At 73.3% G+C, this 14,494-nt stretch carries 9 protein-coding genes; 6 read left to right on the plus strand and 3 right to left on the minus strand.

The window, feature by feature from the left end:
- Nucleotides 1-26 precede the first annotated feature (26 nt).
- Complete coding sequence (locus tag OHB04_RS27700; RefSeq protein WP_326690359.1) at nt 27-1,046, minus strand: mechanosensitive ion channel family protein; 1,020 nt, start codon at nt 1,044-1,046, stop codon at nt 27-29.
- A gap of 276 nt (nt 1,047-1,322) precedes the next feature.
- Between OHB04_RS27700 and OHB04_RS27705 the strand changes: the two genes are divergently transcribed.
- Nucleotides 1,323-1,862, plus strand: a complete 540-nt coding sequence (locus tag OHB04_RS27705; protein ID WP_326690360.1) for an HNH endonuclease — start codon at nt 1,323-1,325, stop codon at nt 1,860-1,862.
- Between the two features lie 77 nt (nt 1,863-1,939).
- Here OHB04_RS27705 and OHB04_RS27710 read toward each other — a convergent pair whose 3' ends face one another.
- Complete coding sequence (locus OHB04_RS27710) at nt 1,940-5,314, minus strand: beta-N-acetylglucosaminidase domain-containing protein (RefSeq protein WP_326809540.1); 3,375 nt, start codon at nt 5,312-5,314, stop codon at nt 1,940-1,942.
- Nucleotides 5,315-6,079: 765 nt separating this feature from the next.
- Between OHB04_RS27710 and OHB04_RS27715 the strand changes: the two genes are divergently transcribed.
- The 5 genes from OHB04_RS27715 (at nt 6,080) to OHB04_RS27735 (ending at nt 13,280) form a co-directional block, all read left to right on the plus strand.
- Nucleotides 6,080-6,361, plus strand: a complete 282-nt coding sequence (locus OHB04_RS27715) for a hypothetical protein (protein WP_326690361.1) — start codon at nt 6,080-6,082, stop codon at nt 6,359-6,361.
- A complete protein-coding gene (malQ, locus tag OHB04_RS27720) occupies nt 6,361-8,679 on the plus strand; it encodes a 4-alpha-glucanotransferase (RefSeq protein ID WP_326808539.1) in 2,319 nt (772 codons plus the stop codon). The genes OHB04_RS27715 and malQ overlap by 1 nt, the downstream gene beginning before the upstream one ends.
- A 237-nt stretch (nt 8,680-8,916) precedes the next feature.
- Complete coding sequence (locus OHB04_RS27725; RefSeq protein ID WP_326808540.1) at nt 8,917-11,724, plus strand: AfsR/SARP family transcriptional regulator; 2,808 nt, start codon at nt 8,917-8,919, stop codon at nt 11,722-11,724.
- A gap of 164 nt (nt 11,725-11,888) precedes the next feature.
- Nucleotides 11,889-12,137: a hypothetical protein gene (locus tag OHB04_RS27730; protein WP_326808541.1), complete on the plus strand. Its 249-nt coding sequence runs from the start codon at nt 11,889-11,891 to the stop codon at nt 12,135-12,137.
- A 117-nt stretch (nt 12,138-12,254) separates the two neighbouring features.
- The gene (locus OHB04_RS27735) at nt 12,255-13,280 is read left to right on the plus strand and encodes a hypothetical protein (protein WP_326808542.1); all 1,026 of its coding nucleotides are present in this window, start codon (nt 12,255-12,257) and stop codon (nt 13,278-13,280) included.
- A 69-nt stretch (nt 13,281-13,349) separates the two neighbouring features.
- Here the strand turns inward: OHB04_RS27735 and OHB04_RS27740 are convergent, their stop codons facing one another.
- Nucleotides 13,350-14,489 (minus strand): serine hydrolase domain-containing protein, encoded by a 1,140-nt coding sequence (locus OHB04_RS27740; protein ID WP_326808543.1) that lies wholly within the window; start codon nt 14,487-14,489, stop codon nt 13,350-13,352.
- Between the last annotated feature and the right edge of the window lie 5 nt (nt 14,490-14,494).

The following is a 14,494-nucleotide window of genomic DNA, read 5'->3' on the forward strand; positions in this document are numbered from 1 at the left end:
GGGGGCCCGCCCCGCCGGGGAAGCGCTCAGCGCTGCTGGAAGGGGATGCCGTCGCCCTTCTCCAGCGCGATGGTCGGGCGGCCCGCCTGGATGGCCAGGGAGTGGTCGTCCACGATCTCGATCCCGCGCGCGTCCAGCGCCCTCTTGATGCGCCAGCGCAGCTCCCGCTCGGCGCCCAGGCTCTTGTCGGGCATCGTCTTGGCCGACACCCGCAGCACCATGGACTCCAGCGTCACCTCGTCCAGCCCCAGCACCTCGACGGGCTCCCACAGGACCTCGTCCCACGGGCTGTCCTTGCCCATCTCCTCGCCCGCCGTGATGATCGCGGACCGTACCTCTTCCAGGTCCTCGCTGGAGCGCACCTGGACGTCGAGCATCGCCATGGCCCAGCCTTGGCTGAGGTTGCCGACGCGCTTGATCTCGCCGTTGCGGATGTACCAGATCTCGCCGCCGTCGCCGCGCAGCTGCGTCACCCGCAGTCCGATCTCCATGACGACGCCGGACGCCTCGCCCACATCGACCCGGTCACCCACGCCGTACTGGTCCTCCAGCAGCATGAACATGCCCGCCAGAACGTCGGTCACCAGGTTGCGGGCGCCGAAGCCCAGTGCTACACCCGCCACACCCGCGCTGGCCAGCAGCGGGGCGAGGTTGATGCCGAGCCCGGAGAGCACGGTCAACGCCGCGGTACCCAGGATCACGAACGAGGCGACACTGCGCAGGATGGAGCCGATGGCCTCGGAGCGCTGCCTTCTGCGCTCGCCGTTCACCAACAGCCCGCGCAGCGCGTTGCCGCTGTCCACGACCTCGGCCCTGCGGTTCATGCGGGATATGAGCTTGGTGATGGCGCGCCGGATGACATAGCGCAGCACCACGGCGATGACGCAGACGAAGACGATCCGCACCCCGGTCGCCAGCCAGTCCGACCAGTTCTCCTGGAACCAGCCCGCGGCCTCGTCCGCCGACTCCTGGGCGTCCTCCAAGGAGCGCGGCGGCTGAGGGCCGTCGGGCGAAGGGGACGGGGAGGCGCTGAGCAGCCAATACACAGGGTTGACCTTCCGTGCGAGTCACATCCGTGGAGGCAGGCTACGGATGCCGCGACCACACTAACGGCGCAGAGCCTTCACATTTGTTGTCACTGAGCAGTATGGGATCAGGTTTTCGAGGGAGAGGGCTGTTTCGACGGGGGAAGCAGTCGGTGTGGTCCAAAACACGCTCGATGTGTTGCCCGGTCGTGGTGGCGAAGTCACCAGGGCACGGGACACACTGAGGGGAGATCGTCCCGGCGCGAGCCACGCGCCGCCGACGTACAAGGAGGCACCGTGCCGCATGTCCTGGTCCTCAACGCGTCGTACGAGCCGCTGGGCGTCGTACCGCTTCGCCGCGCGCTCATCCTCGTCCTCAACGACAAGGCGGTCAGCCTGGAGGACTCCGGCGCACTGATGCACAGCGCGACCCGCGTCATACCCGCTCCGAGCGTTGTCCGCCTGAAGCGCTTCGTGAGGGTGCCCTTTCGCGGAGCCGTTCCCCTCACGCGCCGCGCGCTGTTCGCCAGGGACGGCGGACGCTGCGCGTACTGCGGTGGTGTCGCAACCAGCGTCGACCACGTCATCCCGCGCAGCAGGGGAGGGATCCACGCCTGGGAGAACGTCGTCGCGGCGTGCCGTCGCTGCAACCATGTGAAGGCGGACCACCATGTGGCGGAGCTGGGCTGGCGGTTGCGCCACCAACCCGCGCCGCCCTCCGGCCTCGCCTGGCGGATCATCGGCACGGGGCATAGGGACCCGCGATGGCTGCCCTACCTCCAGCCATACGGCGCGGACGACGACCTCGCCCGGATCGACGGCAGATCCACTGCCTGAGACCCGGGCGTTGTTGTTGCCACGGCGGGTGCCGCTCCCGTGACGGACGCTGTGCCTCTGCGGCCGGCGCCGCCCTCCTACGACCTGTCCCCGGTCCGGCGTGCGTGCCGGGCCTTGCCGCCGTCCACGGCGTGGATCCCGACCGACCAGAGCGAGATGCCGTAGCGCGTCGCCCGCTTGTCCCCCTGGACGCGGACGAAGCGGGTGTCGGCGGGAGCGTCCATCCGGACCGACTCCTTGCCGCCCTCCCCGTCGCGCACGGTCGCCGCGGTGCGCCAGCGCTTGCCGTCGGGCGAGACCTGGATCCGGTAGCGGGAGGCGTAGGCGTCCTGCCAGTGCAGCACTACCTGGCCCACCCGCGCCTTCCGGGCCAGCTCCACCTGTACCCACTCGCCGTCCTTGGCGGGCGAGGACCAGCGCGTGCCGCGCTTGCCGTCCGTGACGGCGGCGGCGGGGAAGTCCTTCGTCTCGTCCGCCGAGGAACTGGCACGCCCCTCCCGCGCGAGGTCCGGCCCCGAAGTGCGCGGATAGGCCCGCACGGTCAGGGTGACCCGCTCCCCGCGGAAGGAGACCGGGACCCGATAGGTGCCAGCCTTGACCGAGTTGTCCGCCGTGATCCGCAGTGGTACGTCCACCGTGCCGCCGCGCCGTACGGTCGAGCGCGCCGGAGTGCGGACGGTGAAGCCCTTGGGCGCCTTCACCGTGACCTTGCCGCGCACGTCCGAGGGCCGGTGCCCCGTCAGCCGCGCGTGCGCCCGTGCGGGGCTCCCGCCGATCACCGCGTCCACCGTCGTACGGGGCAGCGCCAGCGAGGTCTTGGGGGTGTCCGCGTACCAGGGGGTGATCTCGTGGACGACGGGCGGCTCGGTGTCCTTGGCCCACACCAGGCGCAGCGCGTCGGCCTTGGCCCGGTCGTGCCCCGCCGTCAGTTGGGTCCAGCCGCTCTCCGAAAGGGCGCCGAGGCTGTGCCAGCCCTTGCCCGGGACGTGGGCCTGTACCTTCGCGCGGGTGCCTGAGCCCGGCCCGGTCAGCACCGTGACGGCGCGCAGCGGGCGCGCTTCGGGCAGCGCGAGCGTCATCGCAGGGCGCCGCGCCGCCTCTTCCGGGCCGCCGCCCTGGGAGGGGGGCACGAGCATGGGCGGGCTGTCCGGGGTGAAGCGCCCGGCCGCCGGTACGCCCGCCGCGCGGTAGGCCGTGGCCGGGTCGCCGTCCACGACGGAGGACAGCGGGGAGCCGGGGACGGGGCCGGGGGTGCCGTGCACGGCCGGCTTCCGGCCGGGAGCACCGCCGGGCGCCCCGGATGCCTTGGCGCCGTCCGAGCCCTCCGGATGCCCGGCGTTTTTACCCGGGGAGCCGGGGGAGCCCTGGTCGCCGCCGTCGCTCTTGGGCTTCCGTACGCCCGTCCACTCGTCCGAGAGCCGGAGTGCCTTGTCGGCGAAGGCGGCCAGCACGCCCTTGCCGACCGTGGCCTTGTGCTTGCCGCGCTGCTCGCTCTCCGCGCGCAGCCGCCTGACGTCCAGCTGCGCCTTCCAGACCGCGGCGCCGTCGCCCCGGGCCTGCGCCACCACCATGTCGACCGAGCGCTCGCCGGCCTCGCCCAGCCGGGACAGCTCGGACAGCCACGGCTCGACCTCCTTCGCGAGGCCGGAGGGCACCCGCGAGGGCGCCGTACGCATCGCGGAGAAGGCCGTACGCAGCCGCTTGGCGGCCTTGGCCAGCTCCTGCTTGTCGCCGCGCTCGTAGGCCGTCCAGAAGGCCTCCAGCAGCGGGCGCACATACGCGGACTCGTCGCCGTCGAGCACCGAGGAGGTGTCGTTGCCCGCCAGCGCGTGCACCGCGGCGCGGGTACGCGGGTCGGCCTCACGTCCGCCCGCGACCTCGTCGATGGCGGCCCGCCAGGACTCCTGCGGGCGGTAGCCGCGCGGGTTCCAGGCGTAGTCGGCCGCTGTGAACAGCGGGATGCGGGAGGCCGTCGGCTGTTCCATCGCGTTGGTGAGCAGCGCGGCCGATCCGTTCGCGACGGCGGGCTCCCTGCCTTGGTAGGGGCCCAGGAAGATGCGGTCCTGCGCGTAGTCGTTGACCGGATAGTTGTCCAGCGTCACCAGCCGGTGGCGCGGGAACGCCGTCTGTGCCCGCGCCAGTTCGTCGCCGGTGATGGTGCGCGGGACGACCCCGACGCCGCTCCATCCGATCTCGACCCGGTCATCCAGCCGCTTGGCGAGCGCCGCGCGGTAGTCCGTCCTGCCCTTCTGGTAGAACTCCGTCGGCACCAGCGACAGCGGCTCCGCGCCCGGATGGCGCTCGGCCAGGTGCTTGGCGACCTCGTTGGTCAGCTCCGCCTGCGCGCGGGCCGCCGCCTCGGGGCCCGAGCCATAGGTGTCGGCGTCGTTGTCGCAGTGCCACTCGCTGTAGCTGACGTCCTCGAAGCGCAGCTGGAAGGAGCGCACGCCCAGCGCGCGCATCGCGTCCAGCTTGCGCAGGAGGGCCTTGCGGTCGTCCTTCGAGGAGAAGCACAGGTCCTGTCCCGGCGAGACCGCCCAGCTCAGCACCACGTGGTTGCGCTTGGCGCGCTCGGTCAGCTTCCGGAATTCCGCGCGCTGTCCGGCGGGGTACGGGTCGCGCCAGCGGGCGGCCTGGCGGTACGGATCGTCGCCCGGCGCGTAGAGATAGCGGTTCTGCTTGGTGCGGCCCAGGAAGTCCAGCTGGGCCAGGCGCTCTTCGCTCGTCCAGGGCTGCCCGTAGAAGCCCTCGGTGGTCCCGCGCACCGGCGCCGCGGGCCAGTCGCGCACGGTCACTCCGGGGAAGCCGCGCGCTCCTTCGTGCCGCGTGACGAGCTGCCGGAGGGTCTGGGCCGCGTAGAACAGCCCGTCGTCGTCGGCCCCTTCGAGTGCCACGGTGTCGCGCCCGTCGTGCCTCCCGGTTGCCAGGCGGTAGCCGCCTCGGGGCAGGTCGGAGCGGGCCGGAGCGCGCAGCGCGCGCAGCGCGCCCTCGGCGGACCCGGTGCCGACGCGTACGACGAGGCTGTCCGGGGGGATCGGCTGCTCCGTACGGCGCGGGTGTCCGGACGCGCCGGAGCGGCCGGCTCCCGCACGCGTGCCGGATGCCTCGGGACGCCCGTCCGGAGACTGCTCGTGACGGGCCTGTCCATGACCTGTCTCGCGCACGGTGCGCACCCCGGCGGAGCGCAGGGTCTCGCGGATCACGTCCAGCGCGTACGGATCCGCGTCCTCGTCCACGATCAGCGCGGCCTCGGAATGTGCGGGGACGAACGAGCCCCGCTCGCGCATCGTCTGGGGGCGGGGCCAGACCGGCGGCAGCTCACCGCGCGCGTCGTCGTCATCCGGAGTGCCCGCCGCCGGCCCGTCGGGCGAGGGCGGGGGAGCGGCCTGTGCCGCGGGCGCGCCGCCGATCAGCCCGGAGACGACCGCGGCCGTGAGCGCGGCGGCGCTCACCCGGCTCCAGCCGCCAGGTACGGAGTGACGGGTGCCCGTGGCGTGGGAAGGCGCCTCCAGGCCGCCGTCGCCGCGCGCCGCTGTCCCCACCGCTTCCTCCCCGATGTTCTGGCCGGAACCATCAGGCCCCGTGTGCGAGGCCCCTGTCCGGACCGTGCCCGTTCCTGTGCGCGTGCCCGTGCCCGCGCCACCCGTGCGCACTCTGTCGTGCACGTCCTTGTGCGCGTTCCGTGCACGTGCCGTCACGCCCTCGCCAGCACGATAGGCGCGGTGGTGCCTCCCGGTGCGCCACTGGGTGCCACAGGTGTGCCACAAACGCGAGCGGGGCATGCGACGCGAGCGGAGCACACCGGTGGACACGCGCGTACGTGGGAGCACGCGCGTACGGCGCCGGGCGGACGGCGACACGCGTCACCGGATGCCCGGAGGGGAGGGGCCCACCGGATTCTAGGAGCCCGCGAGCCCGCCGTCGCGGGGTTTGGCCGCAGCCGCAGCCGCAGCCGCAGCCGCAGCCGCAGCCGCCGCCGCAGCCGCGAGAGGGGGCGTCGCCCGGTGCCGGACCGATCCCGGAGGGCTCTCCGCAAATACTGTCGTGAGATGCCCGAAAGGTCCCCTGAGTCTCCTCTTCCGGGGCGCCGGCATCGGTAAATCGCCGCGGGAACCGACGTGAGCTGGGACACGTTCCCCCGGTGGATACGTCTGCGCGCCCGCCGACTGGGTAAGGCGAGTCCTGTCCGCCCTTTCGTCAACGAACGGAGGCCTCCCGTGGCCGCGTCCGCTGAACTTCTGATGTCCGCCCTCTCTCCGCTCCCCCAGCAGCGGACCCTCTCCAAACGAGGGCACGAGCCGGTAGACCTGTCCGGTGTGTCCGACCCCGACTCCGGACTCGACGGCTCGTGCACCTGCGGCTGTGCCGACGCCCCCCTCACCAGCGAGCCTCCGCTCGCCGACGCCACCCCGCTGACCAGCGAGCCCCCGCTCGCCGAAGCGCCCCTGACCAGCGAGCCGACCGGCCTCGGCTTCGGCACGGAGCCAGCGGACATCTGATGCCCCTCCCCGAGGCTCCGTCCGGGGGGACCCCCCTCGCGCGGCTCGCCGCCGCGCACGGGGTCTCGCTGTCCTACGAGACCGCACCGGGCCGCCAGGTCCGGGTGCCCGAGGAGACGGTCGTCTCCGTGCTCGCGGCATTAGGAGTCGACGCCTCGACGCCGGACGCCGTCCGCGCGGCGCTGGAGCGGCACGAGCGGGACAGCAGCCGGCTGCTTCCTCCCACCGTCGTGCTGCGCTCCGGCGCGCGCACCGGCTCCGCGTATCCGGAGCCGCCCTCCAGCGGCTCCCTTGCGGAGTTATCCGCGTTATCCGCGTTATCCGCCAAGGTCGCCGCTCCCGGGCCCCTCCCCGGCCCCGATGCCGGGCCCGCCCCCACTTCCGGCTCCGCTTCCCCCTCCGTGGCCGCGCTCGCCGGGCTTCCCGAAGGCACCGTCCTGCGCGTCGTCACCGACAGCGGCGAGACCCTCGGCTGGGGCCCCGGCACCGAGCTGCCGTCAGGTGTGCACACCCTGTTCGCGCACGCCCCCGGCGACCGCGCGGCCCACAGCACGCTCATCGTCGCCCCCGAGCTCTTCCCCGCCCCCAGGGTGCGGCCCGGCCGCGAGCGCGGTCACGGCGTGCTGGTGCAGCTCTACTCCCTGCTCTCCTCGCGCTCCTGGGGCATGGGCGACCTCGCCGACCTCAGCGACCTCGCCGGGTGGGCGGGGCGCACGCTGGGCGCCGACTTCATCCAGCTCAACCCGCTGCACAGCGCGGTACCGGCGGCTGCGGGCGCGCGGATGGACCCCTCCCCGTACCGCCCCTCCTCGCGGTGCTTCCCCGACCCCGTACACCTGCGGATCGAGGAGATCCCCGAGTACGCCTACCTCGACGCGGGCGACCGGCAGCGGGCTGCCGCGCTGCTCTCGCGCGCCGCGGCACTGCGGGACGCGGTGCTGCGCAAGGACGCCTACATCGAGCGGGACGCCGTGTGGGGCCTCAAGCGGGAGGCGCTGGAGCTGGTGCGCAAGGTCCCGCTCGGGCCGGGCCGGCGCACGGCCTACTGCGACTTCCTGGCCGAGCGCGGCCAGGCGCTGGAGGACCACGCGACCTGGTGCGCCTTCGCCGAGCTGCACGGCCCCGACTGGCGCTCCTGGCCCGCCGGGCTCGACGACCCGCGCTCGGCGCGTACGGCCGACGCGCGGGACGAGCACATGGAGCGCGTCGACTTCCACTGCTGGGCAGCGTGGCTCACCGACGGCCAGCTCGCCGCCGCGCAGCGCAGCGCCCGCGAGGCCGGGATGCCCGTCGGGCTGGTGCACGACCTCGCCGTCGGCGTCCATCCGAGCGGCGCCGACGCGTGGGCGCAGCAGGAGATCCTCGCGCAGGGCATCACGGTCGGCGCGCCTCCCGACGCGTTCAACGTGCAGGGGCAGGACTGGGGGCTGCCGCCCTGGCGCCCGGACGCGCTGGCCGGGACGGGGTACGCGGCCTACCGCGAGGTGCTGGCCGGGCTGCTGCGGCACGCGGGCGCACTGCGCGTCGACCACGTGATGGGCCACTCGCGGCTGTGGTGGGTCCCCGAGGGCCGTCCGCCCACCGAGGGCACATACGTGCGGTACGACACCGAGGCCATGCACGGTGTCCTCGCCCTGGAGGCGCACCGGGCGCGGGCCGCGGTCATCGGCGAGGACCTGGGCACGGTCGAGCCCGGAGTCCGCGAGGAGCTGGCCTCCCGGCGGGTGCTGGGCACCTCGGTGCTGTGGTTCGAGCGGGACTACGCGCGCGAACGGGAGGCCACAGCGGGCACGGAGCCGGACGGGCGCGGGGGAGCGGCCGTCCGCGAGGAGAGCGGCAGAACGGCGCCGCTGCCCCCGGAGCGCTGGCGGACCGACTGCCTGGCGACGGCGACCACGCACGACCTGCCCAGCACGGCGGCGCGCCTGACCGGTGCCCACATCGAACTGCGCGAACGGCTCGGGCTGCTGGCCCGCACGGCGGCCGACGAGCGCGCGGCCGACAGCGCCGAACTCGCCGAGTGGCTCTCGCTGTTCGAGCGGCTGCGGCTGCTGCCGGAGGGGAGGGGCGACGAGGAGGGCCAGATCAAGGCGGTCTACCGCTTCCTCGCCGGAACGCCCGCCCGGATGCTCGGCGTATGGCTGCCCGACGCCGTGGGCGACCGGCGGGCGCAGAACGTGCCGGGCACCAGCGTGGAATACCCCAACTGGCGGCTGCCGTTGGCGGACGCCGGAGGCCGCCCTGTCACGCTGGACGAGCTGACCACCTTGCCGCGGGTCCGCGAGCTGTTCGCGGAGCTGCGGCGTTCCCTGGACTGACGCCCGTACGCCGGGCAGGCTGTAACCCGGCTCGAATCCAGCCCCCCTCCCCGGACGGCTCCTCGCCCGGAACGGTCCGGCCCGGCCCGGTCCGTCCCGGAACGCACGGTGCGGGTGCCCGGTGTTCGTCCCCACCGCGCGGAGGAAGCGGCTGCGGAGAGCTGGTGGCCGGGAGTGGCCGGCACGCGGGTGACGGCCTCCAGGGGAAGGCCGGAGGCGCGGGGAAGCGGGGGTGGCGTGAAGGCTGAGTACACGGTGCTCGGTGACATCGGCCTACGGGTCGACGGGCGACCCGTAGGACTGGGACATCTGCGGCAGCGCACCGTACTGGCCGTGCTGCTGGTGGAGGACGGGCGTGCGGTCACCGCTGACCAGCTTGCCGAAAGGGTCTGGGGGGAACCACTCCCCGGCAGTTTCCGCAGCACTCTGTACGGCTACATCTCCCGCCTTCGGGGTCTTCTCGCCGCGACCGGCGCGGGCGGCATCGTCAAGGGACAGGGCGGATACCGGCTTCAGGCCGTGGATGCCGGGACCGACTTGCGGCGGTTCCGGCAGCTGGCCGCCCAGGCAAGGGACACTCCGGACCAGAAGGCAGCCGACCGGCTGTTCACCCGGGCGCTGGAGGTGTGGGCCGGTGACTTCTGCGCCGGTGTGGACACACCCTGGTTCAACGAACTGCGCGGCCATCTCGCGCAGGAGCGGTTCGCCGTGGAACTGGACCGCAACGATGTCGCGCTGCACCACGGCCGGCACCGGGAACTGCTGCCGGAGCTGACCGACCGGGCGGACAGGTACGAGCTGGACCAGCGGCTGGCGGGCCAGTTGATCCTCGCGCTCCACCGGTGCGGCAGGACCGCCGATGCCCTGCACCGCTACGAGTACCTCAGCGGACGGCTCGCCGAGGAACTGGGGATGGACCCCGGCGGTCCGCTGCGGCGGTTGCACCAGCAGCTCCTGAGCTGTGACCCGGCGCTCGACCCCGCCCCTTCCGCGAGCGCCGCCACGGGGACGGCACAAGCGCCCGTGCCGCACCAGCTTCCCGCGCCGCCCCGGCCGTTCACCGGCCGTCGGCGGGAGCTGGCCGAACTGACGGACCGGCTGGCAGGCTCCGAGGGCGGGCACCTCCTGACCATCGGCGGCCCCGGCGGGGTGGGCAAGACCTGGCTGGCCCTGCACTGGGCCCACACGCACAGCGACGGCTTCCCCGACGGACAGCTCTACGCGGATCTGCATGGATACGACCCGTCCGTCGAACCAGTGGATCCGGCCGCGGTGATCCGCAACATCCTCCACGCCTTCGGCGTCGCTCCCGAGAGCGTGCCGCCCGATCCGGCGGCGCGGTCCGCCCTCTACCGGAGTGTGCTCGCCGGCCGCCGCTTGATCGTCGTCCTCGACAACGCCCGTGACGAGAACCAGGTGCGCCCGCTGCTGCCAGGCAGTCCGAGCAGCACCGTGCTGGTGACCAGCCGCAACCGCCTCACCGCACTCGCCGCCACGCACGGCAGCCGGGAACTGCCTCTCGATGTCTTCGGGGAGACCGAGGCACGCACACTGCTCACGCTCCGGCTGGGGGCCGAGCGGGCCGCCGCCGAAGACGGTGCGGTCACCACCATGCTGGAGCACTGCGGCGGCCTGCCACTCGCGTTGAGCATCATCGCGGCCCGGGCGGCGGCCCGTCCGGACTTCCCTCTCGAAGTCCACGCCGACGAACTACGGGAAACCACAGGGCGGCTGGACGTCCTGGACGCCGGGGACCTGACCGCGGACCTGCGCGCCGTCTTCTCCTCCTCCGTCCGCGCGCTCAGCCCGCCCGCGCGAGACCTCTTCGCGCTGCTGGGACCGGCGCCCGGCCCCGACATCGGACTCCCGGCCGTCGCCTGTCTCACCGCCTCACCGGCCTCCCGCGCCCGCGTCACGCTGCGGGAGCTGGTGACCGCTCACCTGGTGTACGAGGACAAGCCCGGCCGCTACCGGATGCATGACCTGCTGCGGCTGTACGCGGCCGAACAGGCCGCGGAGCGCGGGGAGCGGACCGTGGAGCCACCCGGTGGAGAGGAGGCGGATGCCGGGCCGCTCCGGCGCCTCGTGGACTTCTACCTGCACTCCGCCCACGCCGCCGAACGCCTGCTGCATCCGCACCGCACCCCTTTGGAGATCGGCGAGCCCACCGCCGGCTGCGCGCCGGACGTCCCCCCGGACGAGGTCTCCGCCTTCACCTGGCTCGAGAACAACCACCCCCATCTGCTCGCCGCTCAGCGGCTGGCCGCCCGGGAGGGCCGGCATGCGGTGGTGTGGCACCTGGCCTGGAGCCTGGACACCTACCACCGCAGGCGCGGACACGTGCACAGCCAGCTCCTCACCTGGCGCGCGGGCCGGGCTGCCGCAGCGCAGCTCGCCGATCCCGCCGCGCAGGCTCTCGCCTGCCGCTGCCTGGGAATCGCCTGCATCCGCGCCGGACTCCACGAGGAGGCGCTGGAACACCTGCACGAGGCACTGCGACGGGCGAAGGAAACCGGCGATGTGGCCGGGCAGGCCCACAGCCGGCTGATCCTCGCCTACGCGTGGGAAAGCCGGGGGAACGACGAACAGGCGCTACGGCACGCCGGTCCGGCCCTGCCCCTTTTCGAGGCGCTCGCCGTCCAGGTGTGGACCGCGCAGGCCCACACCCAGGTGGGGTTGTACTGCGCTCGGCTGGGACAGTACGGGCGAGCGCGCACACACTGCCGCACCGCCCTCGCGCTCTTCCGCCACCAGGACGAACGCGACGGAATGGCTGACGCCGAAAGCACCCTGGGCTACATCGCCCACCACGAAGGCCGGCCGGGCCGGGCACGGCACCACTACGAGCAGGCGCTGCGCTTGTTCCAGGAGCTGGGCCACGCCTACCGGGAGGCGGAGACCCTCGACCGGCTGGGTGACGTCCTCTCCTCACTGGGGCGTGAGGAGGAAGCACAGAGCGCCTGGAGCGAGGCGTTGACGCTGTACCGGGCACAGCACCGCGAGCAGGAGGCACAGGCGGTGACGGAGCACCTGCACCGGAGCTGACGGGACGTGCGTGCGACCGCGGCGAGCTGGGGGCCGGCGTCCCCGCACCTCGGCCGGGCGCCCCGGGGCGACGGCCAGGCGCCGGTCCGAGGCGGTGGCCGGGCGTCGGTGCGATAAGCGCACCCCGGCGCGCGGGCCGTTCACCCGTCCGATATGTTGGCTGTGTGAGCAACAAGGCAACCAAGAACGCCCTGCGCGCCGGAACGGTCACCGCCGGAGCGACGCTGCTGATGCTGCTGTCGTCCCCCGCCTTCGCGGTCACCCCCGACGACGGCGACGACCCCGGCCCGGGCCTCAGCATCATCGAGACCCTCGGGCTGTACGTCGCCGCTCCCATCGTGCTCTTCCTCGTGATCGCCGCGCTGGTCACCATCAGCGACAAGAACAGCAAGAAGAGCACCCGGAGCAGCTGAGGGACGCCGCATTATCGGCGTTCGAACTGCCGTGCTTTAGGACAGGGTTGTCCGCTTTTGGCGACAGCTTTGTCACATACGTTGGCAGCGGGGACTCCGCGGGGAATCGCGGAGAGCATGACGCACAACGCACCGCTCTCGCCCCGCCCTCTCAGCCACCTCCCCGAGGCCCGGCGCAGTGTGATGACCGCCGGCGCCCTGCGCGAGCACGGCATCACCGCCGCCATGGCCGAGGAACGCTGCCGCCCGGGAGGCCCCTGGCGGATGCTGCTCCCCGGCGTGTGCCTGCTCCACGCCGGCGAGCCCACCAGTGAGGAACGGCTGCGCGCTGCCCTGCTGTACGCGGTGGCCCCGAGCGGGTCCCGGACGGACCCGGACGGTGTGCCGCCCGGGATTCCGCCCGGAGCGATGATCACCGGGCTCGCCGCTCTCGCGCTGCACTGCTTCAACGCCGTCCCCTCGCTGCTGTCGCTGGACCGGCTCGACGTCCTCGTCCCGCGCGGGCGCAGGCCGCGCTCGACCGGGTGCGTGCGCATCGTCAGGACCCAGACCCTCCCCGAGCCCGAAGAGATCACCGGACTGCCCGTGGCCCCCGTGCCGCGCGCGCTGGCCGACGCCGTCGCCGCGCTGGAGGACGCCGTCATGGTGCGGCGGCTGCTGACCGAGTCGGTGCGCGGCGGGCACTGCGAGCCGCAGCCGGTGTTGCACGAGCTGGCCAGGGCCCGGCTGCTGGGCAGGCCCCATGTGACGGACGCCGTGGACGGGCTGCTCGCCGAGGGCCGCGCGCTGGCCGAGGGCCGCCTGTACGACATGGTCTTCCAGCACGGCCTGCCCGACCCCTGCTGGAACGTCGAACTGCGGGTGCCGGGCGGCCCCGGACTGGGCGGCGTCGATGCCTACTGGCCCGACCACGCGGTCGCGCTGGAGATCGACGCGCGGCCCGCACAGGCGGATGACGAGGAGACGTGGGGTACGTACGCCCGCAAGCGCGAGGCCCTCGAACGCCTCGGCGTCACCGTCGTGTACGTCACCCAGACGAAGCTGCGGGACTCCCTCGCCCAGCAGGCCGCCGTCGTCCGGACGGCGCTGATGACCTCCGCCGAACGCGAACCCGCCTCCCTCGTGTCCGTACGGCCGCGCTGAAGCCGCAAGCCGCAAGCCGCAAGCCGCAAGCCTTCGAGCGTCGGCTCCCAAGGCTCAAGCGCCGGGCCGTCAGCCGCAGTACTCGGCCTCGGTCAGCTTGCGGGTCCCCGACCAGTCGCCGTTGAGGTTGAAGGCAGCGGTGTGGCCGCCGTCGGAGGTGGTGAAGACCGTGGTGCGGGAGCCGTGTATGGCGCCCTCGTGGCCCCAGACCGTGATCCCGCACGAGAGGGTGCGCTCGGTCAGGCCCAGGCCGTAGCGCTCGCGGGGCGCGGCCACGCGGGTCGTCTTCATCTCCTTCAGCTGCCGGGGAGGCAGCAGCCGTCCCGTGAGCAGCGCGCGGGCGAAGCGCACCAGGTCACGGCCGGAGGAGAGCATCTCTCCCGCGGCGCCGGCCAAGGACGGATCGAGTGCGGTGACATCGTGCAGGGCGGGGTGCGACCCCGGCTGGAACAGCGTGGAATACGCCCGGGAGTGCGGGCCGGGCAGCCGCGTCGAGGTGCCGGGCAGCGAGGTGTCGTCGAGCTTCAGGGGGCGCAGGACGCGGCGTTCGATCTCCTCGGCGTACGAGAGTCCCGTGGCGCGTTCGATGACCATCCCCGCGAGCACGTAGTTGGTGTTGGAGTAGCTCCATCGCGTGCCGGGGCGGAACAGCGGGGACCGCTTCAGGCTGCCGGCCACCAGGTCGGCGGGGGCGTGGGACTGCCGGCGGTGGGTGAGGAAGCCGACGTCGAAGTAGTCGCCGCGCAGCGCCGGGTCGGCGGTGTAGTCGGGGATTCCGCTGGTGTGACCCAGCAGCTGCCGCAGCGTCACAGAGTGCCGGGGCCCGCCTGTGGCCGCGCCGTAGCCGCTCTTGCACAGGCCGGGCAGCCAGCGTTCCACCGGGTCGTCCAGCCGCAGCGTGCCCTCGGCTTCGAGCTGGAGCAGCACCGTGGCGACGAACGGCTTGGTGAGGCTGCCGATGCGGAACCGTTCCTGCGGAAGCCGGGAGCGCCCGGTGCGGCGGTCCGCGACCCCCTCCGTGCCCGCCCACACCCCGCCGTGGTCCTCCACCCGCGCCAACGCGCCGGGTGCGCCGCGCTGTTGGACGAGCGTCTCCATCGCCTCGCGGGTGCGCGTGTGGCTCCGGTCGGTGGCGGCCGAGGAGCCGACGGCAAGTGCGAGAACGGTCGCGGTGGCGATGAGTGCGGTCAGGACCGTGCGCGGCGGCATGTGCC

The organism is Streptomyces sp. NBC_01775 (genome assembly GCF_035917675.1).
Taxonomy (GTDB): Bacteria; Actinomycetota; Actinomycetes; order Streptomycetales; family Streptomycetaceae; genus Streptomyces.

Excerpts from the sequence above, each read along its gene's own strand:
- malQ (WP_326808539.1), top strand. The coding sequence starts at position 6,361 with ATGCCCCTCCCCGAGGCTCCGTCCGGGGGGACCCCCCTCGCGCGGCTC.
- OHB04_RS27735 (WP_326808542.1), top strand. The coding sequence starts at position 12,255 with ATGACGCACAACGCACCGCTCTCGCCCCGCCCTCTCAGCCACCTCCCC.
- OHB04_RS27740 (WP_326808543.1), bottom strand. The coding sequence starts at position 14,489 with ATGCCGCCGCGCACGGTCCTGACCGCACTCATCGCCACCGCGACCGTT.